A 25658-nucleotide genomic window follows, 5' to 3' on the forward strand; every position below is an offset into this window, starting at 1 on the left:
CAACTTTATCTAAGCAATTTTACCATATATTTTTATTTACTAAAATTTATGTATTCAAACAAAAAAGGGTAGCACACCATACTTATAGTTGTGCTACCCCGCTAAATTTTCATTTACCTACTTAATTATTGATTGCCAAACAGTATTTCATATGTTGCATTAGCTATTGCTATGTCGCACTGTGCCCAGAACCTGTGATATCTGAACTCAGGTGCCTGCCCTGACTTGTATGCCGCCTCTAACTTCGGCCAATCAGGATCTTGTTTATACTTGCTCCTTATGTCTATAAACTTAACTCCACTCTTTATTACATCTCCATTCGGCATCTTCCCTATCCATCCTGCCGGTATATATACCTCTTGCTCAAAGAACCTCTTGTAGTCCGCTCTCTTCTCTGGCGCTGACAATCCCTTCTCATCCCTGTACAACTTCCACATCCTGTCCAGCAATTCCTTCGCTAAATTCTTCGCTCCCTCATCAAATACCCCATACTTCTTCGTCCCTGCACTATAGTACAACAACGCATTCGCCAATGACGCTGTTATTCCTAAGTCAGTACCATAGTCCACTACCTTAACATGTAAGTTGCTATTCCCTGTATACGCCCCGTTCCATGTATCAGGTTGTCCGCTCCAATCAAGCGTCGACGGTATCGCAAACGTACCATCACTATTCAACTTCACTACACTCTTAACCCAGCTTACCCACTTCTCAAGCAGTGCTCCTGCGTCCTTATCTCCTGTCACATAGTAATACTCCGCTACCCTCTGCATCGACCATGCCTGGAATCCAAACCATGTGTTGCTCCCAGGATCATGATATACCGGATTCGGTTCATATGCCATTCCATAAAATGTTGCTGTCCCTGCTGGATACTTCTCATATCTGCCATTCCATGAATTTGTCGCGCCTCCTGCTATCGCTCCCTCCGCTGACTGTAACCACCTGTAAAATTCTATCTGCCTCTTCAAACTCTTTGCCCAGTCACTCGCTCCATTCGGCGACTTCGGCTTCATATCACTATCATTCGCTAATGCCCATGCCGCCATCGGATTCTGATATCCAAAGTGCACATGGCTGCTCCCTATCTTCCATGACCATGCTCCATCCAATGCTCCACCCCATGCATAATACCATGATAGCAGATAATGTGCACTGTCATACCCCGTTCCTCCAGCCGCATTCTTATCCTGACATCCTAATGGCTTGAAATACTTGTCAAACATCGCATACCTTAAATAGTCTCCCATCTTCGCTGCCTTCGCTACATAGCTGCTTATCTCATTAAACTTACCTTGCTCCTTCGCCCATACTTTCGCCCAATAAGTAGCCTGAATAGCTCTCGCATCAGCATCTGGTGCATCCGTATATCTCCACTGCTTCGAATAGTTCTGATCCTTAATAAACAAATCTAAAAATCCATTCGGTCCGCCCCACTTGAATTCCTCCCAGCTCGGATGCGGCACCGTCTCCCATACAGACTCCTCAGGCCCTCTCTGGAACGTGTTGATAAATGATGCCCGACTTACTCCGTCCCCTCTCTTGCCATATCCATACCAGTTGTCTACGTCCATCAACCAGTGCATACCATACATTAATGTGCTACCATATGTGCTCACAAGTTCATTATGCAACGGGTCTTTGCCAACAGGTACATTAAACTCCAACGGCGATGGATACTTGTCCGGTGTCTCCCACTCCCCTGCGTATGTCGCTGGCTTGTTAGGATCATATGACCTCATCGGCTGATCTTCCGCTGATGGTATCATATACTTCTCTAATGTGTCCCATGCTGTCTTAAATTTGCTCCAGTCACCCGTTAACTTACCATACACTGCCTCTAACCATACATAGTACGAAAATGCCTCACTCGTGGTCAAATGACCATAATCAGGTGCTTCGCATATCAATGTCTCTACCGAATGATATGGTATCCCATCCTGGTTAAAATACCCGTTCGCAGGATCATGTATCTTGTTCCATAACCACATAAACCTCTGCCCATATTCGCCAAGCACACTCGGTGTGCTGCTCGGCGTCGGTGTTGGTGTTGCTGTTACTGTTGGTGTCGCGGTTGGGGTTGGTGTTGGCGTCGGTGTTGGTGTTGGCGTTGCTGTTGGTGTAGCAGTTGGTGTTGGGGTCGGGGTTGGAGTTGGTGCTGGTGTGGGTGTCGGTGTCACTGTCGGTGCTGGTGTTGCTGTCGGTGTTGGTGTCGCTCCACTCGGCTCCTGTCCCCATACCAATACACCATCTATATACGCTGTTACCTTCACATTCTCTCCATAACTCGTCATGCTCTGCATCCATGACCAGTCATTCCCCTGATTGTAATTGCTCCAGTCACTCTTGTTAAACCTTATCTGTATCTCCCCTGTGTCTTTACCAGCCTGCAACTGCCCAGCTCCACTCTTAAATCCTATCTCTAAATAATAGTCCGCTCCACTTACGCTACTGCTCAGCTTCACAAACTTGAATGTCACATTGCTTGCTCCTATCTGTGCCCAGTCTGATATCGCACTCTGTGCCTTGTCCCCATCTACCGTGTACCAGTACCTTATCGTTACCCTGCTCAAATCTATGCTGCTGCTTCCAGTGTTCACTACCTTCAACCATGGCCTTATCGTGTTTGTTGTGCTATTTGTCTCCTTGTTAGCATACAATACCTTTATCTGTCCACCTGCTACAGGTGTGCTGCTCGGCGTCGGTGTTGGTGTTGGCGTTGCTGTTGGTGTAGCAGTTGGTGTTGACGTTGGTGTTGGTGTAGGTGTCGGTGTCACTGTCGGTGCTGGTGTTGCTGTCGGTGTTGGTGTCGCTCCACTCGGCTCCTGTCCCCATACCAATACACCATCTATATACGCTGTTACCTTCACATTCTCTCCATAATTCGTCATGCTCTGCATCCATGACCAGTCATTCCCCTGATTGTAATTGCTCCAGTCACTCTTGTTAAACCTTATCTGTATCTCCCCTGTGTCTTTACCAGCCTGCAACTGCCCAGCTCCACTCTTAAATCCTATCTCTAAATAATAGTCCGCTCCACTTACGCTACTGCTCAGCTTCACAAACTTGAATGTCACATTGCTTGCTCCTATCTGTGCCCAGTCTGATATCGCACTCTGTGCCTTGTCCCCATCTACCGTGTACCAGTACCTTATCGTTACCCTGCTCAAATCTATGCTGCTGCTTCCAGTGTTCACTACCTTCAACCATGGCCTTATCGTGTTTGTTGTGCTATTTGTCTCCTTGTTAGCATACAATACCTTTATCTGTCCACCTGCTACAGGTGTGCTGCTCGGCGTCGGTGTTGGTGTTGGCGTTGCTGTTGGTGTAGCAGTTGGTGTTGACGTTGGTGTTGGTGTAGGTGTCGGTGTTGGAGTCAGTGTTGGTGTTGGTGTTGGGGTCGGCGTAATAGTTGTAGTTGGAGCTGGTGTTGTTGATGTCCCTGATGCTTCTATTACTGCCCAATAAGCTGGTTTTGCACTGTAATCCTCAAAAAACAATAATGGCCAATCATTTTTGCCGTTAAAAGATCTTAACCATGAATAATCATCTTTTAATCCCCAAAATGTTACACATTTAACAACATTCGTATACTTCTTTAACATTGTAAATAATTCTTTGTACTTCTGAGCTTGCTTCTGAAGTAAGTCCTGTGGGGGTGTCGAATAGTTTTCGCTTGATCCGTAATTGTATAAACTCATATCAAGCTCTGTTATATGAATTTCTATGCCCGGTATTGAACTGAATAACTTTATGCTGTTCTCTATTTCGCTAACTGAAGGCCAGTTAACATTTATATGGCATTGCATTCCAATACCATGTATTGGTATTCCTTTTGATTTTAAATTCTTAACCATGTTGTATATAAAATCTCTTTTCTTGGAAATCTCAGTATTATAGTCATTATAAAATAGCTTTGCGTTGGGATCTGCTTCATGTGCCCATATAAATGCTTTCTCAATGTATTCTGGTCCACAAATCTCATACCATGTCGACCGCCTATAACCATCAGACTGATTCTCATCAATGGCTTCATTTACAACGTCCCATGCGTATACTTTTCCCTTATACCTTCCTACAACATCATATATATATTGCTTCAATCTTGCTAACAACGCATCCTTGGTTAACCTTTGTCCACTGCTGTCTTTAAAAAACCAATCAGGCGTCTGGCTGTGCCACACTAAAGTATGTCCTCTAATTCCTATATTGTTCGTATTCGCAAAGTCTACAAAGGTATCAGCAGTGCTAAATCTATAATTTAAGCCTGTACTTGTTTGCCCAGCTAATAAACTTTCTGGCTTCATTTCATTCTCTGCTGTTATACTGTTAAAATGTTTCAATACCATCCTTCTGTCTGTATCGTTGCTCAAACATTTTGCAGGTATTGCTACACCTATCCTAAAATCATTCTTATAACTCTCATATAAACTTGGAATGTTCCAGTCAGGTGCTGCTTTGGTTTCAATTGGATAATAACTCATCGTACCAAACAAACAAACACCTGCTATAAATGTAATCAATACCACGTGAGTTATAATTTTAACTAATTTCTTCATCATATTATCTACTAACCTCCTCTTTCTATTTTATTTTTTATTTTACATTTAGATATAATCATTATAAATCATTATGAATAATATTTCATAAGTTCCAATAATAGCTACAATTCCGCGCTATAAACTAAAGCCTGTAAAACCTAAGCTCTGGTGCCTGCCAAGATTCACACGTCAACTCTAACTGCTGCAAACTTAGATCCTGTTTTACTTTCTCCTTAATCTCTTTAAAAGCCTAATTCGTCTCTTTATTACCTTTTCACTTGGTGTTTTTCCATTAAATCCTATCCGGTATAATTATCTCATGCTCAAAGAAACTCTTTTAGTCTACTCGATTCTCAAGCTTCGACAGTATCAACTCTCAAATAACTCCATTAAACTCTTAGTCCAGATTTCCTCTTCCCAAGCTGCACACCTGTCTCTTCATTATTTGCTGGATAAACACTGTCCTGCACTTTGTAACGCCTATGCTTAAATACATACCATACATTGTTACATAAATCCTGACAGCCATACTACACATTCCGCTAACAATCTGGCAATGGCGCCAGAGCCAACAAAAACACCCATGCTTATGAAGGTGTCTAAATACCGTTAAATGATTTATTTAGTTTGTACTGAGGTTGAATATAAAACGATATGGAAAACTGTTAAATTAGGTACCTCAAGAGTTAAAACATTGTTTTCGATATTATCCACACTTCCCATTTTTCTAACAGTAGGACTATTGCTATCAAAACCATAAATTTCTGCTTTTGTATAGTTTTTTGAACTTGTAATGCTGATCTTCGCAGGCAATTTTCTGTCATAGTTTCTGTTTATTAGTATAATATGAAGTTCAGAATCATCCTGTCCATTTATTGAAGCATAAACTGGCATATTTTCAACATCATTTGTATTAGCACCTACATTTGTATTGCCATATTTTGAGCCTTTTCCATCATAATTAAGATAAATGTTATATGCAGCTGCTGCATAACTACCAGAATCGCCCCATCTTGCTGCAAAGTACACTCCATATTTACCAAATATACCGAGCACATCAGCTAAAGCAATTCCCCCTGAAATATGATTTCGACCGCCATAATCGAATTCGCTAATAGCAAGTTTTGTACCAGGATAATATTTCTCTATGTCCGCTTTTATGTTTGGAATTATAGGCAAATAATCTGAAAACCACTGGTTTATCCAGCTGTTCTCACCAGCTGTAATTTGCCCTTTCACTGATGTTTTGTAGGTCGGGTCCCATAGTGTTCTTGGAGCTTGCATCCTAGCTATAGCAACTTCTTTTGATGTGTCATTTTCGCCATCAAAGCACACGCGAATATTTCCACCTCGTGCTTCTGGATACCAGTGTAAATCAAGCACATCTAATAATCTTTTTCCATAACTGTCTGATGCTTTTTTCATCTGTTCCAGATACCAGCTTATAAACCATCTATGATCTCCTTTAACTTGGTTCCAATCAGGCGCATCTTGGAGACTATAATAACCCATAAACCCATATGATGCATATCCAAAAACTTCAGCTGATGGATCAAGGGTTTTTATAACTTTTGCCAGTTCAACAGATTTATCAATCAACTCTTTGCATGTGACCTTATTAGGATGTATACGGGGATGTGTTGAGACCCACAAATCAGGCTCATTATCAAGTATATACCCTTTTATCCCGGTAGGTGAAGAAGCCATTCCGTATTTGTTTATCAAATAATTTATGAATTCATCCATATAAACAAAGTTATCATTCAAGTCTGGATTCAAAGATAAAGGAGCATCCTTCTTAAATTTTACCTCTGCCCACCTGTTAGATGGAGCTGTTTCATTTTCACTAACAGTACCATAATTATCTTTTGACACATATCCTGCCATTTGCAAAGTTATAGCAGAATAAGCATTATTTTTAAGGGAATACTCATGAAATTTAGATACCACTGCTGCTGGAACCTTCGCATCTTCACCAGAAATTCCCATGCTCCAGCACAAATAATCGTCACTTGAATGATACCAATCGTTCCCCGCATTTGAAAAGTTGTTTTCCCAATTGTATCCTGTTAGTCTGTTTCCACCTAACCTTCTTGCAGGATGAACTACACCTCCAATATCCTGGTTTGCACCATAAATGTACGGGCTAATTGGTGACCTATCTTTATTTGTATTTATTGCTATTTCAATAACAGCCGACGATGGTGATACTGTTGGTAATGGAATTGACGTTGCCGTGGGTGTTGGTGTAGCAGTTGGTGTTGGGGTCGGGGTTGGTGTTACTGTCGGTGTTGGCGTCGATGTCGATGTTGGTGCTGGTGTTGCTGTCGGTGTTGGTGTCGCTCCACTCGGCTCCTGTCCCCATACCAATACACCATCTATATACGCTGTTACCTTCACATTCTCTCCATAACTCGTCATGCTCTGCATCCATGACCAGTCATTCCCCTGATTGTAATTGCTCCAGTCACTCTTGTTAAACCTTATCTGTATCTCCCCTGTGTCTTTACCAGCCTGCAACTGCCCAGCTCCACTCTTAAATCCTATCTCTAAATAATAGTCCGCTCCACTTACGCTACTGCTCAGCTTCACAAACTTGAATGTCACATTGCTTGCTCCTATCTGTGCCCAGTCTGATATCGCACTCTGTGCCTTGTCCCCATCTACCGTGTACCAGTACCTTATCGTTACCCTGCTCAAATCTATGCTGCTGCTTCCAGTGTTCACTACCTTCAACCATGGCCTTATCGTGTTTGTTGTGCTATTTGTCTCCTTGTTAGCATACAGTACCTTTATCTGTCCACCTGCTACAGGTGTACTGCTCGGCGTCGGTGTTGGGGTAGCAGTTGGTGTTGGTGTTGGAGTCGGTGTTGGCGTTGGTGTAGCAGTTGGTGTTGGGGTCGGGGTTGGTGTTGGTGCTGGTGTTGCTGTCGGTGTCACTGTCGGTGCTGGTGTTGCTGTCGGTGTTGGTGTCGCTCCACTCGGCTCCTGTCCCCATACCAATACACCATCTATATACGCTGTTACCTTCACATTCTCTCCATAACTCGTCATGCTCTGCATCCATGACCAGTCATTCCCCTGATTGTAATTGCTCCAGTCACTCTTGTTAAACCTTATCTGTATCTCCCCTGTGTCTTTACCAGCCTGCAACTGCCCAGCTCCACTCTTAAATCCTATCTCTAAATAATAGTCCGCTCCACTTACGCTACTGCTCAGCTTCACAAACTTGAATGTCACATTGCTTGCTCCTATCTGTGCCCAGTCTGATATCGCACTCTGTGCCTTGTCCCCATCTACCGTGTACCAGTACCTTATCGTTACCCTGCTCAAATCTATGCTGCTGCTTCCAGTGTTCACTACCTTCAACCATGGCCTTATCGTATTTGTTGTGCTATTTGTCTCCTTGTTAGCATACAATACCTTTATCTGTCCACCTGCTACAGGTGTGCTGCTCGGCGTCGGTGTTGGTGTTGGCGTTGCTGTTGGTGTAGCAGTTGGTGTCGGTGTTGGTGTTGAAGTAGGTACTGAAGAGGCACCAATCGCATTAGTTTTATACCATTGCCCCCATGGAGTTGGATTATTGGGGTCCCAATTGTTTACCATGTCCAAGTACCCTACATAGCTCGAATTGCCACACCAAGACCAGCTAAAAAGTCCTATCTTGTATTGTTTTGCATACCTGACAATAGCTTCCTCGTCAGGGTCACCATCTGTATGCTGATGCCCAAACTCCCCAATAACTAATGGCAGCCCTTTCTCCACAAATGACTTGATATATTCTTCTACCTTGCTCGCTGTATTGTATACACCGTACATATGAATCGAAAATACCAAATTGCGCAGCGGATCTGCTTCCATTATGCTCTGGGCATTGTCTCTCATAGTATTAGACCAATCCTGCCCCCAGTTCGGTGCATCAACCATTATCGTGTGCTTGAACCCTGCATCCCTTAGCGCTTTTATAGCATTCTTCGTGTCATTAATCCAGTTTTGATAGTTATTGTTCCCATACGGCTCATTACCAATGTTTATTATAACAAAATCCTCATTGCCTTCTAACACACTCTTTATCTCTTTCCAATATTCTACTGCTTGCGCCAATGAACATGCTGCACCGTCCTCACCATATCCTGTCGTGTCGTGAACTTCTAATACAATGGCTCTGAATCCAAGACTTCTTGACAATGATATAATATTTGCTACTTCACTTGCTGGTATCTTCGTCCATCGATAGCCATTACTCAACACTACCCTCACAGAGTTCATACCCCATGACCTTATTCCTCGCAATGCCGTCTCAAGTTTATCTCTGTACCAGCAATGTGCGTGATTTGTTCCTATTAATGTGCTAGTATCTATCTTCACTACTCCATCATTAGATGTAGCCGCACCAACTTTGGGTAAATTCGTTACATTTGCTATAAACAAAATGTTCAATAAAAAAACAACTGTACATAGTATACTCAACCATTTCTTCCCCATTTTTGTTTTTACTCTCATCTTAAAACCTAACCCCCTCTTTTTTATGCATTTTTGCCATTATACCTCTTTATTTTTTGTACTATTTTCTAAACACCTCCATACAGGATTTTAGCGAGGTAGCACACCATACTTATAGTTGTGCTACCCCGCTAAATTTTCATTTACCTACTTAATTATTGATTGCCAAACAGTATTTCATATGTTGCATTAGCTATTGCTATGTCGCACTGTGCCCAGAACCTGTGATATCTGAACTCAGGTGCCTGCCCTGACTTGTATGCCGCCTCTAACTTCGGCCAATCAGGATCTTGTTTATACTTGCTCCTTATGTCTATAAACTTAACTCCACTCTTTATTACATCTCCATTCGGCATCTTCCCTATCCATCCTGCCGGTATATATACCTCTTGCTCAAAGAACCTCTTGTAGTCCGCTCTCTTCTCTGGCGCTGACAATCCCTTCTCATCCCTGTACAACTTCCACATCCTGTCCAGCAATTCCTTCGCTAAATTCTTCGCTCCCTCATCAAATACCCCATACTTCTTCGTCCCTGCACTATAGTACAACAACGCATTCGCCAATGACGCTGTTATTCCTAAGTCAGTACCATAGTCCACTACCTTAACATGTAAGTTGCTATTCCCTGTATACGCCCCGTTCCATGTATCAGGTTGTCCGCTCCAATCAAGCGTCGACGGTATCGCAAACGTACCATCACTATTCAACTTCACTACACTCTTAACCCAGCTTACCCACTTCTCAAGCAGTGCTCCTGCGTCCTTATCTCCTGTCACATAGTAATACTCCGCTACCCTCTGCATCGACCATGCCTGGAATCCAAACCATGTGTTGCTCCCAGGATCATGATATACCGGATTCGGTTCATATGCCATTCCATAAAATGTTGCTGTCCCTGCTGGATACTTCTCATATCTGCCATTCCATGAATTTGTCGCGCCTCCTGCTATCGCTCCCTCCGCTGACTGTAACCACCTGTAAAATTCTATCTGCCTCTTCAAACTCTTTGCCCAGTCACTCGCTCCATTCGGCGACTTCGGCTTCATATCACTATCATTCGCTAATGCCCATGCCGCCATCGGATTCTGATATCCAAAGTGCACATGGCTGCTCCCTATCTTCCATGACCATGCTCCATCCAATGCTCCACCCCATGCATAATACCATGATAGCAGATAATGTGCACTGTCATACCCCGTTCCTCCAGCCGCATTCTTATCCTGACATCCTAATGGCTTGAAATACTTGTCAAACATCGCATACCTTAAATAGTCTCCCATCTTCGCTGCCTTCGCTACATAGCTGCTTATCTCATTAAACTTACCTTGCTCCTTCGCCCATACTTTCGCCCAATAAGTAGCCTGAATAGCTCTCGCATCAGCATCTGGTGCATCCGTATATCTCCACTGCTTCGAATAGTTCTGATCCTTAATAAACAAATCTAAAAATCCATTCGGTCCGCCCCACTTGAATTCCTCCCAGCTCGGATGCGGCACCGTCTCCCATACAGACTCCTCAGGCCCTCTCTGGAACGTGTTGATAAATGATGCCCGACTTACTCCGTCCCCTCTCTTGCCATATCCATACCAGTTGTCTACGTCCATCAACCAGTGCATACCATACATTAATGTGCTACCATATGTGCTCACAAGTTCATTATGCAACGGGTCTTTGCCAACAGGTACATTAAACTCCAACGGCGATGGATACTTGTCCGGTGTCTCCCACTCCCCTGCGTATGTCGCTGGCTTGTTAGGATCATATGACCTCATCGGCTGATCTTCCGCTGATGGTATCATATACTTCTCTAATGTGTCCCATGCTGTCTTAAATTTGCTCCAGTCACCCGTTAACTTACCATACACTGCCTCTAACCATACATAGTACGAAAATGCCTCACTCGTGGTCAAATGACCATAATCAGGTGCTTCGCATATCAATGTCTCTACCGAATGATATGGTATCCCATCCTGGTTAAAATACCCGTTCGCAGGATCATGTATCTTGTTCCATAACCACATAAACCTCTGCCCATATTCGCCAAGCACACTCGGTGTGCTGCTCGGCGTCGGTGTTGGTGTTGCTGTTACTGTTGGTGTCGCGGTTGGGGTTGGTGTTGGCGTCGGTGTTGGTGTTGGCGTTGCTGTTGGTGTAGCAGTTGGTGTTGGGGTCGGGGTTGGAGTTGGTGCTGGTGTGGGTGTCGGTGTCACTGTCGGTGCTGGTGTTGCTGTCGGTGTTGGTGTCGCTCCACTCGGCTCCTGTCCCCATACCAATACACCATCTATATACGCTGTTACCTTCACATTCTCTCCATAACTCGTCATGCTCTGCATCCATGACCAGTCATTCCCCTGATTGTAATTGCTCCAGTCATCCTTGTTAAACCTTATCTGTATCTCCCCTGTGTCTTTACCAGCCTGCAACTGCCCAGCTCCACTCTTAAATCCTATCTCTAAATAATAGTCCGCTCCACTTACGCTACTGCTCAGCTTCACAAACTTGAATGTCACATTGCTTGCTCCTATCTGTGCCCAGTCTGATATCGCACTCTGTGCCTTGTCCCCATCTACCGTGTACCAGTACCTTATCGTTACCCTGCTCAAATCTATGCTGCTGCTTCCAGTGTTCACTACCTTCAACCATGGCCTTATCGTATTTGTTGTGCTATTTGTCTCCTTGTTAGCATACAATACCTTTATCTGTCCACCTGCTACAGGTGTGCTGCTCGGCGTCGGTGTTGGTGTTGCTGTTACTGTTGGTGTCGCGGTTGGGGTTGGTGTTGGCGTCGGTGTTGGTGTTGGCGTTGCTGTTGGTGTAGCAGTTGGTGTTGGGGTCGGGGTTGGAGTTGGTGCTGGTGTGGGTGTCGGTGTCACTGTCGGTGCTGGTGTTGCTGTCGGTGTTGGTGTCGCTCCACTCGGCTCCTGTCCCCATACCAATACACCATCTATATACGCTGTTACCTTCACATTCTCTCCATAACTCGTCATGCTCTGCATCCATGACCAGTCATTCCCCTGATTGTAATTGCTCCAGTCATCCTTGTTAAACCTTATCTGTATCTCCCCTGTGTCTTTACCAGCCTGCAACTGCCCAGCTCCACTCTTAAATCCTATCTCTAAATAATAGTCCGCTCCACTTACGCTACTGCTCAGCTTCACAAACTTGAATGTCACATTGCTTGCTCCTATCTGTGCCCAGTCTGATATCGCACTCTGTGCCTTGTCCCCATCTACCGTGTACCAGTACCTTATCGTTACCCTGCTCAAATCTATGCTGCTACTTCCAGTGTTCACTACCTTCAACCATGGCCTTATCGTATTTGTTGTGCTATTTGTCTCCTTGTTAGCATACAATACCTTTATCTGTCCACCTGCTACAGGTGTGCTGCTCGGCGTCGGTGTTGGTGTTGGCGTTGCTGTTGGTGTAGCAGTTGGTGTTGACGTTGGTGTTGGTGTAGGTGTCGGTGTTGGTGTAGCAGTTGATGTTGGTGTTGGTGTTGGTGTTGGTGTTGGCGTTGGTGTAGCAGTTGGTGTTGGGGTCAGTGTAGCAGTTACTGTTGGTGCTGGCGTTGATGTTGGAATTGTAGCACTATCAGCAATTTCACCCCATTTTATTCCTAAACCATTAGTAGCAACGAATACTCTTCCATATACTCTTTGGTCTCCAGTAATGTCTGCATTAGCACAACCAAATTGATTATTATCATCATTTATTCTTACCCAACTTGCACCTGCATCATCAGATCTAAATATTCCTCTGATTCCATTTATCTTTGCATAAGTGTAGATTGCCGGATATGTTTTTCCCTCTGCAGGTTTACCAAACCCAATACTTGCTGCTTCTTCTACATTTCCAATTTTTGTAAACGTATAACCACCATCAACCGAATGCCACATTCCATTATTGCCGACTAACCATATATCACCTTCACGACCAGGAACAGCTTTAAAGTTCCCGCTTGTTGGCAAGCCAGAAGCTGGTGATTGAACAAAGGTTTTTCCTTTGTCACTACTAATGTAGAATTTTCCATCTTTAAAAGCATAAAACTTGTTTGGATTAACTCTATCAGAGTATACAATCGCTCCGGAAGGTACATTGGCACATTGATACCATGTATTACCATTGTCTGTGGAATAGGATACAGGAGCTCCTTTTGGTGCCCACACAACTACACTAGCATCAGCAGCTGCAGCAACTGTTCCACCTTCTGTCATTCCTTGAGGTTCTTGATTACCTTGGAACCATGATTTCCCACCATCATACGAAAAACCAATTCTATTTGTGTTTGGATTCCATGTTTTGTCAACATTCCCTACACGCACCATAAAGTTTGGATTCAATTCAGCGTAATCTATATCAGTAGTCGAACCCATATTGGGTTGAGTATATGTCCAGTTGGGTGCTTTCTCCAAATCATCATGTCTAAACCCAGCAATATCGTATATTGCACTAAATAAATGTGGTCCGATTGGTGGGCTTACTAATGCTGCAACTGATGTTTCTTCTATTCCAATTCCTTTTACTTTAATTGTTATCTTTTCACCTTTATCCCATTTAGTTAAATCATCACACCCATATAACGTAGCACCTGTCCCATATAACATTCTATCAGAGTTAAATGGATCAATCTCAAGGGCTGCAACCATCCAACCAAGCTTTGGACTTGTCTCGGGAGGAATTGGATTCGTAATACCAAAATTCAACCATGGAGCTGCAGAAATATCCATAGTATAGTGAAGCGTTCTGTTAGGATATCCAGCCCATTCCCATATACACTTCCATGTTTCACCGCCATCTGTACTACGCCAAATATAAGTATCAGGCCACCATGAACTCAAAGCTGCTACCATTACCACCTTTGGATTTTGAGCATCAACAGCTAATCCTCCATATCCAAAATAAGTATCTTTTGCTGGCATTGGACTTATGTTCTTCCATTCGCCAGTTTTAGTATTATATCTCCATACTTCTCCATAGTCACCGTTGTAAGGGCCCTGAGTATTGCTATATGTTATATACAGCATCCCATCTGAGCTTAACTTTGCATGTTGTGGAAGTAAACCTGTAGGTTGTCCTGGTAGTGCCTCCCATGTTTGCCCACCATCTTTTGTATAGTATATGCTTGTATTTTTATCAGCTACCCCTACATAAATCACTTTGCTTCCTTCTCCGGGTTTACCGCTCGTTGGATCAAATACAACCCATACTACACCTGTAATATGATTCAAATAATCATGAGGACAATTCGGGTCTTCAACATATGTTCCTGGGTTCGGGAAGTTCTCTACTTTTTTCCACGTTACGCCATAATCTATACTTTTCCATAGTCCATTTCCTTCGCGTGTACCTAAATATAAGATATTATTGTGATTCGGATCAATAGCTAATCTCTCTCCCATATTTCGACCAGGCATATTACCGCCCAATTTGAATGGTAAAGGAGTACGTTCAAATGTATTACCTTTATCTTTTGAACGTAAAAGGACCCCATTCATATTTGTCCAACTATTAGTGTAAGTACCAGCAGCAATGTAGAGTCGATTTGGATCAACAGGATCTGTTGCTATACTTTCTACGCCTAATAAATTCCACTCATCAAAACTAACCCAATTCATAAGCTGTGTCCACGTATTGCCACCATCTGTACTTCTGTAAGCACCGCCAATATCTGTTCTTACATAAACTAAGTTTTTTTCTTTAGGATTAAAAACTATTCCCGTAATAAAACCGCCGCCACCTTCAATTTTTACATTTTTCCAAATGTATTTTTGAGTGGTGACTATACTCTCTGCCTTCACTGGAAAAGTTAAGCTATACATTACTGTACATAAAAAGATAATTGCAATAAATAACGCTATACCCCTTCGCATCTTAACCCCCTCTTTTCAATTATGGATTTAATAGTCTGAGTTGGGTAATTGAAAATTATACTTTATCTTTAGTTTCTATCACCTCACTTCTGTCTTTCGTATTGTATTAAATTTTATACACGCTTCCTACCATGTATCATTTTATATTTTTAAGGCAAATTAATTCTATCATTATTTTGCAAATAATTATTACAATATTGCTCTTTTTTATATTAACAATTGTTGCATTTTTCCTAAACTTCTATGCAAGTAGAATCAATTTAAATTTTTGATTAAAGATCTTTTGTTCTATCCTTATAAACATTGATTTTAGATAATTTTTTTAAATTTTCAATGTATAACCTAAAAGCTTCGTCTTTCTTTTGTTTCATCAACTTTGATTGAATTTCTTCTTTAACTTCATCAAGAGGCATATATTTTTCATCAAGTACTTTTACTATATGATAGCCTTTAACTGTCTTTATTACATTACTGATTTGTCCAACAGCTAATTTAAACACCTCTTCTTCAAAAACACTACCATACTCTGCTTCTTTTTCGCCTTTTCTAAAGTAATCAATTATTCCTTTTGTTGTACTCGCACTATCATCCTCTGAGTACTTTTTGACCAATTTTTCAAAATTCTCTCCTTTTTTTAATTCAGAAACTATTTTATTTGCAATTTCTCTTTTTCGAGCATCCTCCTCTTCATTCTCCACCTTTAGAAAAATGTCTATGATTTTTCTCTTTTTAAACTGATTCTTATTGGTATTATAGTAATTAACTATCTCTGAGTCACTAACAGTTGTTTTGCTTGTAATAGAACTATATAACTTATTAATGAGTCTAGTTTTATACAGATCTCTATAAAAATGATTTTCATCAGAATCTATTTTTCGGAGATATTGGTTAAAATAACCTCTCATTTCCTCATTTGCCTTAAGCTCTTGAATATATTTTTTTATTTCTTCTTCTTCTTGTTTTGTGAGATTAATATTTCTTTTCCTAGCTTCTTGTAGGCACAACAATTCTTCTGTTAAAATTGTGAACAACTCATCTTTCAATAACTCTCTATATGTTTTTCCGTTAAACACCTGATCCAAGATGTCTGTACGTGATGAAAATTGAATTGCATTCTCTTTCAGGGCATTAAACCTTATTTTGTACTCTCTTTTGGTAACTTGTTCTCCATTTACCTCTAACACTACCCTATGATCATCAATTATACTCGCTATTTTATCCTTAAAAATAAACAACGACAAGATAATTGAAATAAGCAATATACCTACTACCAAAAATAGATTCTTTTTATTCATAATGAACCTCCTCAATTTAAAAATTTTTTCTTACTCATTTTTTGTGGGTTAATCATTATAATTATCTCATAACTATTTTTTTAGAATAATAACTTTCATACCTTTCTCTGTAGTATATGCCCAAATATTGTCATTAACTCTTATCACAGAGAACGTTTTGAATCTATAGAAATATTTTTTATTATTCTTAATTACTATGAGAAACCATGTATCATTTTGTCTAGCAAATATATAGTTCTTTGTATGAAGTGTAATTTGATCAAATTTCGGTTTCAACAGTATCTTGCCTGTCTTTAGCATCACACCCCATTTGCCATTTTTCAGAAATGCTACGTACCCATCTTTTACTTCGCCTATTAAATCATAGTTCAGTGGTGTTAAAGTTTCTCCGTTTATTTTCGCTAACCCCCACTTCCCATTGAGATAAACTACAATTATGTCTTTGTCTGCTATCCAAATAGAATCATACTTTGGCTTAATAACAAACTTCCCATTTTCTGCAATCAACCCCCACTTGTCCCTAACCTTGACTGCCGCAAAACCATTGTTAAATACTGTTATATCATGTGCTTTTATATCTACTGTCTTTCGTGAATCAAGATTTACTAAAGTTATGACTCCATTATTTTGATTTATTGAAATCATTTTGTTTGAGGAAACAACTACTGAATCCCTTTTAAAAGTTTTATCTAATATTTTACCGTCAGAAAACATAATGTACAACTTTTTATCTTTTTTAAGCTCTATCCAGCCTTCATTGTGGACCCATATTTCATCATAAATCAACGGAAAAACTTCTGATAACGTTTCAAGATTTAAAATGCTCCACTTATTGTTTCTCATAACAGGTAACATTTTCCCAATGTTTAATGAAAAGTTGCTATAGTTTTCCTTACTTTCCTTTTTATTTTTGATCGATATTATTTTGTAACTATCTTTTTCTTTAGCAACAATGACTCCCTTATAATTCAAAATTTGTATTTCTTTGTATTTATATGGTATAATTTGATTTCCTTTCTCATCAATAATTCCCCATTTATTATACTTTTTAGTTTGAATCATTTTGTTTGGATGTATAATTATGTCTTGATACTGAGGTTTTATAGTATATTTACCTGACTTATCTATAATTCCCCACCTGTTGTTCACACACACAGCTGCAAGCTGGTCTGTGAATGCAGTTACATTGTCAAATTGGGGTTTTATCTTAACTTTTCCATAGATATCAATGAAGCCCCATTTATTTTTAAGCTTAACTGGAATCATTCCTTCACTTTCTAATAGTATCCTTTCATATGTAGGCTTTACTACTATTTTTCCTTGTATATCCATTATCCCCCATTTACTATTCTTTTCAAACATAACCAATTTATTGTTAAGATATGCTACATTTTGATAATTTTCATCTGAGATTGTGAAAAAATGTTTGGCAATATTTTTTCTAATTACAATTGTTGCTGTGCTATATATTGTCGTTATCAATAAGGTCAAAATTAATACGATTATAAAACTTTTTACAATAGGCAACCTCAAAAATTCTTTGAATTGAACTTTCGTTTGCTGTTTTTTTTGCTTGTTTTTTTTTCTTTTGTTCTTCTTTTTACTATTCATTTTTGCCACCCTCCTAAAGTATGTTATTTTATTTTCGAATATTCATGCTGTCATACTTTTGCATTATTTTTGTGCTTTAATAGGCTGTTAGTAATAATATAAAGTGATGCAAAAAGAATGACAATATTCGCTATTGCCACTATAAAGTTCGAAAGATCTCGTTGAACAAAATAAATGTTTGAAAGAGATAGATCCAAAACCTTCGATATATTCAGAAAGGTTAGCAAGGAAATAATCATTGATATCCTTAACCATCTTATGTCATTAATCAGTACATATACCATAAGACAAAATAACCATGCAAATATCGAATATCTTTCATGCATACCTGTCATAAGGTTATATGAAAGTAATCCAACTAAAAAACCACCTTGCAGGAGATACCTCACTTGGATTAAATGATCTCTTGGTTTTTCCAACCTAACACCAATCTGCGCCAAAACCAAAATGTAGGCAATTGCTAAAGCAATCATATTTATGTAATCGTACATTCCTCCTGTTTTGACCCAATTTAAGCCTCCAGCATAATAGATATTAAATGCATTTACTGTGTAATAAGGATATTCTCCTGCTATTTTTATAAAGAACTTTAGAAGCCATAAAATTTCCTTATGAGGCATGAAAAGAAAATACAAAACGCCGCTTACAACGCAAAAAGAAATTATTTGTTTTATTATGTCCACTGTTCTATTTCTAAGCCAAAGATTGTATACCCAGTATAGTGCTATTAGTGGAAAATATAGTATAAATTGAGGTTTTGTGAATAATAAATAGGCTGTTACACATCCAGCTAAAATATAGGTATTGTAAACTAAACCAACAAATAGCATAACCAGCAACATCAGTACAAAGCTGTCACTCTGTCCCCACAGTGATGAGAGCAAAATTAGTGCGGGATTAAACAAAATTATTGTACTTTCCTCACGAGTTGGTCGACTTCCACACTTTTGCTTAAGGCCTAACACCATTACTCCAATGGCAATGTCAGCTAAAATGTTTGGTAATTTAATAAGTAGGTCCTCTGAAATTGTACAGTGGACTACCGAAGCAATGTATTTAAATAATGCTAAGATGATTAAATATCCTGGCAGGTAGTCAATAAAAATGTTCTTCTCGTAAATGTTGAAAATATCAGGTGAAGCAATGTTCATCCATGTCTTGAAACAATTTACATCTATCGGATGTCCTGATATTGCACCGCCTAAAGCCAATCTTACAAAAAATGCGGTAAATAGCATCCATATGAATTCTGTTCTTGAAATCTGCGATTTGTTGTTGTAAAAGTTTAAATAGTAGCTGTAAAAAATAATTCCACTTATTGTTATAATGCTCACTATTATTCTATTCGGCTGCCTGCTTTTAAACATCACTTCACCGAAATTAGCCATCCACCAGCCTAACGGCAATATTGTAATTAGTATACTGTATATTATTATTGCTACAACTTTTTTATTTGCAACGTCAAGCTTGTTTACTGCTTCATACTTTCTATTTGACATCTTGTTTTTCATTCTCCCCTTCTCTATTTACACAACTTTGTTAGAATATCCAACTCTTCATTATCTTTAGCATATTAATGTATTTTGCTGACACAGTCAAACCGCTCACAGCAGGATAGTATATGATAAGCATAATCAGAGCTAAACTACTTACTGTCATTGCAACTTTTTCTTTTAATCCCTGCTTTAGTCTTAGATTATCAATTGCCATAGCTATCGCTATGTAAAGCCAAGGTAATGCGAGGTAATAATGATATATAAACTTAATTCTACCTATAAACATCCATGGAACAATTGAAGATATATAGCTTGTAATTACTATAAAAGAACTCAAATTGTCTTTTGGATTTTTCAGAGCCACTATCAATAAATATGCCAGTGCTAACAACCCCAGACCCCATATGACTGGATTCCCTAAATATGCAATAGTCGAACGTAAATTACTTGGCAACGAATTGTCATAATAAGCCCATAGTGGTTTCGTTGCCAATAACCATTGATACCACTCAGAAGAAAATGGATGCGTTGCTACTAATGTCGAATGGTATTTCCAAATATGGTTTTGCAACATTATAAAATCACTTATAACTGCCCCTGGTAAATTATGATATGGGTATTTTATTGTTATTGGAAGGTATGTAAGATAATAAGGTATTAAAAAAGCTATGATGGATAATAATCCATTTTTGATCACCTTTACAACCCAATTTTTGTCATTATTTTTTATAAGATTATGCACTCTATATGAGAATGAAATTGTTAAAATAGGTATAATTGAATACAAAGCATTCCATTTACAAGCAAATGCTAACCCTCCAGTTGAAAATGTCAAAAAGTATGCTAAATTCGTTTTAGATAATTTTTCTTTCTTTTTTAGTATGCTACTAATGTAAGACATTCCAAAAATTGAACATAAAAGAATAAAAAACAAACTGAATGTATCAAGGTTTGCTGTTCTCGACAAGCTATTATGCAAAAAGTCACTTGCCATCAATATTATAATTGCTATTCCGCACCAAAATGAGGGTTTGTGTAGCTTAGTAAATAAAATTAATATAAGAACCAATGCAATTGAACCAAAAATTAAATTAACAATTCTCCATCCAAATGGGTTCACTCCCCATACTGCCATTCCAACTGATATTAGCCATTTACCTAAGGGTGGATGAACTAAATCATAAGGTGGCAGCCCTTTTAACAGTTCGTAGGCTGTTCTTGCATGATATATCTCATCAAAATATGAACTGTAACGGTAACTTACTATACTTCTCATTTTAGCTTGCTCATCAACTAAATTATAAGGATTTCCTAAATATTTGAAGCCTTTTAAAATAACAATTTCTGCTTTTGAAAAATCTATAAACTGTTTGTCATCTTTTTTTGCTGCAATTTCTCTAATCTCAAGACCATTTCCATGTGTCACGATAAGCACTTTGTCAACGACGTTATTAACTAATATTACCTTACCTTGAAAAAAGGCTGATTGGACAGATTGTTGGAATATTACCGAGTTATCGTTCAAAAATTGTATATCAACTTTCCCGTCTCCATAACCAAAATAGATAAAGAAGTCTTTTATAAACATCTTAGGTGAAATTCTCACTTCAATTGTACTGCCCTCTTCTTTGGATGCCCAATATGTTGTTGGTATTTCTCTTGAGCCAATGGAAATAACCTGAAGAATAAAGTATCCTGTGGCAATCAGAATTGAGAGTAATAATAATACATTTTTTCCCTTCATTAATTTTTCACTCCTTTACTTTTACTGTATATGTCGACAATCATACCGTTTAAAAATTTTTTTAATTTTTTTATTGTTTTAGCAATTAAAAAAGCATAACATTAGTTGCACAGAGTTCTTATGATGACATTTTAGTAATTATACATTTAGCACTCTATAATGCAACATTTTTAACAATCGATAATGCATAAAACTTTTATGGAATGGGTAATCTGGATAAATACGAATAAAAAGCATTCTATTCAGTTGTGGTTAAGTTAATGGTTCAAATTTTTGATATTTTTTGCATAATGTGTGTTTCATAAAATCAACAGGGCGGGCGTGTAGAAAACCCACCCTGTCATTTGACTGATAATTCATACATTAGTGCCTATTAAATTATCATACTTTTCAAATAATTTTCGCACCTCCCTTTATTCAGCACCAATCGCATTAGTTTTATACCATTGCCCCCATGGAGTTGGATTATTGGGGTCCCAATTGTTTACCATGTCCAAGTACCCTACATAGCTCGAATTGCCACACCAAGACCAGCTAAAAAGTCCTATCTTGTATTGTTTTGCATACCTGACAATAGCTTCCTCGTCAGGGTCACCATCTGTATGCTGATGCCCAAACTCCCCAATAACTAATGGCAGCCCTTTCTCCACAAATGACTTGATATATTCTTCTACCTTGCTCGCTGTATTGTATACACCGTACATATGAATCGAAAATACCAAATTGCGCAGCGGATCTGCTTCCATTATGCTCTGGGCATTGTCTCTCATAGTATTAGACCAATCCTGCCCCCAGTTCGGTGCATCAACCATTATCGTGTGCTTGAACCCTGCATCCCTTAGCGCTTTTATAGCATTCTTCGTGTCATTAATCCAGTTTTGATAGTTATTGTTCCCATACGGCTCATTACCAATGTTTATTATAACAAAATCCTCATTGCCTTCTAACACACTCTTTATCTCTTTCCAATATTCTACTGCTTGCGCCAATGAACATGCTGCACCGTCCTCACCATATCCTGTCGTGTCGTGAACTTCTAATACAATGGCTCTGAATCCAAGACTTCTTGACAATGATATAATATTTGCTACTTCACTTGCTGGTATCTTCGTCCATCGATAGCCATTACTCAACACTACCCTCACAGAGTTCATACCCCATGACCTTATTCCTCGCAATGCCGTCTCAAGTTTATCTCTGTACCAGCAATGTGCGTGATTTGTTCCTATTAATGTGCTAGTATCTATCTTCACTATTCCACTGCTCGGCGTTGGAGTTGGAGTTGGTGTAGGTGTAGGTGTCACTGTCGGTGCTGGTGTTGCTGTCGGTGTTGGTGTCGCTCCACTCGGCTCCTGTCCCCATACCAATACACCATCTATATACGCTGTTACCTTCACATTCTCTCCATAACTCGTCATGCTCTGCATCCATGACCAGTCATTCCCCTGATTGTAATTGCTCCAGTCACTCTTGTTAAACCTTATCTGTATCTCCCCTGTGTCTTTACCAGCCTGCAACTGCCCAGCTCCACTCTTAAATCCTATCTCTAAATAATAGTCCGCTCCACTTACGCTACTGCTCAGCTTCACAAACTTGAATGTCACATTGCTTGCTCCTATCTGTGCCCAGTCTGATATCGCACTCTGTGCCTTGTCCCCATCTACCGTGTACCAGTACCTTATCGTTACCCTGCTTAAATCTATGCTGCTGCTTCCAGTGTTCACTACCTTCAACCATGGCCTTATCGTGTTTGTTGTGCTATTTGTCTCCTTGTTAGCATACAATACCTTTATCTGTCCACCTGCTACAGGTGTGCTGCTCGGCGTCGGTGTTGGGGTAGCAGTTGGTGTTGGTGTTGGAGTCGGTGTTGGCGTTGGTGTAGCAGTTGGTGTTGGAGTCGGGGTTGGTGTTGGTGCTGGTGTTGGTGTCGGTGTCACTGTCGGTGCTGGTGTTGCTGTCGGTGTTGGTGTCGCTCCACTCGGCTCCTGTCCCCATACCAATACACCATCTATATACGCTGTTACCTTCACATTCTCTCCATAACTCGTCATGCTCTGCATCCATGACCAGTCATTCCCCTGATTGTAATTGCTCCAGTCACTCTTGTTAAACCTTATCTGTATCTCCCCTGTGTCTTTACCAGCCTGCAACTGCCCAGCTCCACTCTTAAATCCTATCTCTAAATAATAGTCCGCTCCACTTACGCTACTGCTCAGCTTCACAAACTTGAATGTCACATTGCTTGCTCCTATCTGTGCCCAGTCTGATATCGCACTCTGTGCCTTGTCCCCATCTACCGTGTACCAGTACCTTATCGTTACCCTGCTTAAATCTATGCTGCTGCTTCCAGTGTTCACTACCTTCAACCATGGCCTTATCGTGTTTGTTGTGCTATTTGTCTCCTTGTTAGCATACAATACCTTTATCTGCCCGCCTGCTACAGGTGTGCTGCTCGGCGTCGGTGTTGGTGTTGGCGTTGCTGTTGGTGTAGCAGTTGGTGTTGACGTTGGTGTTGGTGTAGGTGTCGGTGTTGGTGTAGCAGTTGATGTCGGTGTTGGAGTCAGTGTTGGTGTTGGTGTTGGTGTTGGGGTTGGGGTTGAACTTGACGAACCCTCTGGTTCTTGTCCCCATACCAGCACGTTACCTTCATAAGCTGCTATGAACTTATTTTTACTAAGTTCTTTTGTTAATCCTGCATAAGATGGGTCATTAGTTGGATCCCATGGAACACCTTGTGGCACAGATATCTTAAATTGAGCTTGTTTTTTGTGTTCTACTTCCCCACCTGGATATATTTTTGTTCCTGTAAAATCAACTAATATATAGTAAAGGTTCTTTGATGCATTCCATACGTATGGTCCAGATATTTTTCCACCTTCTGAATAATATGTCTCTACTTTAACAACATCAGGACCATACCCAGCCTTGATTAACTCACTTAGGTCAATAAAATACTTAAAGTTTAGATTATCTGTGACTCGAGGCGGCCATCCCGTTCTGTTATAAATGTATGAAATTATTTCGGTATAGTTTGTACCCTGTGAATTACCAAACTTGGATTCAACAAAAATTTCATCATTAGTTGGCTTTTCGATAGCTTTGAAATTAGGTATTGGGTCTCCTCCATACATAAGGTACATTTTTGCCAGAGCACCTACAATACCAGCATTGTAGTCACAAGCCACCTCGTTTTGAACATAGTCAGTAATATCATCATTGTAACTATCATCAGAGCCTGGTCCGCCTACTAATGCACCATAAAGTATGTGTCGATGATATTCAGGTATTCGCATACTGTTCGCCCATGAACTGTGTGCATTTCTGTGATGTGGATGTTGTGGATAATTTTGCCCAAATCCTACCAAAAAGCTTCTTCCTGTTGAACCTAATGCATAGTTAATCTGACTCTCACCAAATTTTAGATAAGCTGTTCGCTTATTTTCTGGACATCCTGACCAATCTGCATAAACAAACGCTAAGAAAGCTGCAGTTGTGGCATACCTAAGTGAGCCCCACCCTGTTATCCATGCAAGACCTTTAGGTGTATAGGTTATGTTATATGTCCAATGATCAAGATTTCTTTCAACAGCACCTTTATATATGTCTTTATTAGTAATTTTTGCTAAAAGCAATATTGCTCCGTATCTTACATCGTCCCAGCACTGTGTCCATGTATTTGTGCCACCGGCATATTCTGCCATAAGTGCCTCAGCTTTATCTAAATATGATTTGTCATTTGTCGCAAGATATAACCACACTGCTGCCCAACCAAGATCATCAATAAAACCACCTGATGTGTAAAAGCCTGTTGCTGCGGTATACCCTGCATCACTACGAGTTCTATCGGCAAAATCAAAGAGTACCATCGCATGCTGCAAATATGTGTCTGCCTTTTGACTATTTCTTTCACGTATGACGATTGAAGCTGCAGCTAAGGATGCTGCTGTTTCTGCAACAACCGAACTTGCTGGATTATTTAAGTCACACTTGTATGCTGGTCGTTTCATTTGCATAACTTCTGCTGGACCCCAGAAGTTATGATCTTCAATTGGGTCACCAACTTGATAGTAGTATACATACTTTGATGGATGGCATTTTACAAAGTAGTCGTTTACCCATTCAATCTGGTTAAGTATATGTTCAAGCTGACCACTTTTCTCAAATGCTGCTTTGTACTCATAAACTGCCCACGAAAGCATTGATGCACTGTATGACATTGGTAGATTAAACTTTACATGGTCGCCCGCATCATGCCAGCCACCAGTAAGATCTAAACCTACATCTTTGCCATCATTTAGACCAGAATCCCCGCGCCAGTTGTTACGGATCCATGATGGTAGTTTACCTGACATCTGAAATTCATAAAACATGATCGCTTTTTGAAGAGCTTCACCATAGTTAAAGGTTGTTGCTGCTTTTACTTCACTGTTATTATATCCTGAAAATAGAAAGAAAACCTGCAATAGAAATACCATAGCAACACAAAATGTAATCATTTTTATTGCTCTTTTTAGTTTAAGCATTTTTAATCCTAACCCCCTTTTTTGATCTGATAGTTAATTTTTAATTAATCGTATTGGATGTTATGATTTCGAAAC

9 protein-coding genes are annotated in these 25658 nt (G+C 39.9%); all 9 read right to left on the reverse strand.

Annotated elements, in window-relative coordinates; genetic code table 11:
• Nucleotides 1-125: 125 nt before the first annotated feature.
• The gene (locus ATHE_RS09325; RefSeq protein ID WP_015908240.1) at nt 126-4562 is read right to left on the reverse strand and encodes a glycoside hydrolase family 48 protein; all 4437 of its coding nucleotides are present in this window, start codon (nt 4560-4562) and stop codon (nt 126-128) included.
• Between the two features lie 376 nt (nt 4563-4938).
• The gene (locus ATHE_RS15150) at nt 4939-5070 is read right to left on the reverse strand and encodes a hypothetical protein (protein ID WP_015908241.1); all 132 of its coding nucleotides are present in this window, start codon (nt 5068-5070) and stop codon (nt 4939-4941) included.
• 89 nt (nt 5071-5159) lie between these two features.
• The gene (locus ATHE_RS09330) at nt 5160-9044 is read right to left on the reverse strand and encodes a glycoside hydrolase family 44 protein (protein ID WP_015908242.1); all 3885 of its coding nucleotides are present in this window, start codon (nt 9042-9044) and stop codon (nt 5160-5162) included.
• Nucleotides 9045-9199: 155 nt separating this feature from the next.
• Complete coding sequence (locus ATHE_RS09335; RefSeq protein ID WP_015908243.1) at nt 9200-14914, reverse strand: glycoside hydrolase family 48 protein; 5715 nt, start codon at nt 14912-14914, stop codon at nt 9200-9202.
• Nucleotides 14915-15186: 272 nt separating this feature from the next.
• Nucleotides 15187-16209, reverse strand: a complete 1023-nt coding sequence (locus tag ATHE_RS09340) for a peptidylprolyl isomerase (protein WP_015908244.1) — start codon at nt 16207-16209, stop codon at nt 15187-15189.
• A 72-nt stretch (nt 16210-16281) separates the two neighbouring features.
• Entirely contained in the window at nt 16282-17736 is a 1455-nt protein-coding gene (locus ATHE_RS09345; RefSeq protein WP_232421985.1) for a WG repeat-containing protein, read from the reverse strand.
• A gap of 134 nt (nt 17737-17870) precedes the next feature.
• Nucleotides 17871-19319, reverse strand: a complete 1449-nt coding sequence (locus ATHE_RS09350) for a hypothetical protein (RefSeq protein WP_231503336.1) — start codon at nt 19317-19319, stop codon at nt 17871-17873.
• A 40-nt stretch (nt 19320-19359) separates the two neighbouring features.
• Nucleotides 19360-21060, reverse strand: coding sequence for a glycosyltransferase family 39 protein (locus tag ATHE_RS09355; protein WP_015908247.1), 1701 nt, complete (start codon nt 21058-21060; stop codon nt 19360-19362).
• Nucleotides 21061-21473: 413 nt separating this feature from the next.
• The gene (locus ATHE_RS14305) at nt 21474-25583 is read right to left on the reverse strand and encodes a glycoside hydrolase family 9 protein (RefSeq protein ID WP_015908248.1); all 4110 of its coding nucleotides are present in this window, start codon (nt 25581-25583) and stop codon (nt 21474-21476) included.
• Between the last annotated feature and the right edge of the window lie 75 nt (nt 25584-25658).

The sequence above is a fragment of the Caldicellulosiruptor bescii DSM 6725 genome (genome assembly GCF_000022325.1).
GTDB lineage: Bacteria > Bacillota > Thermoanaerobacteria > Caldicellulosiruptorales > Caldicellulosiruptoraceae > Caldicellulosiruptor > Caldicellulosiruptor bescii.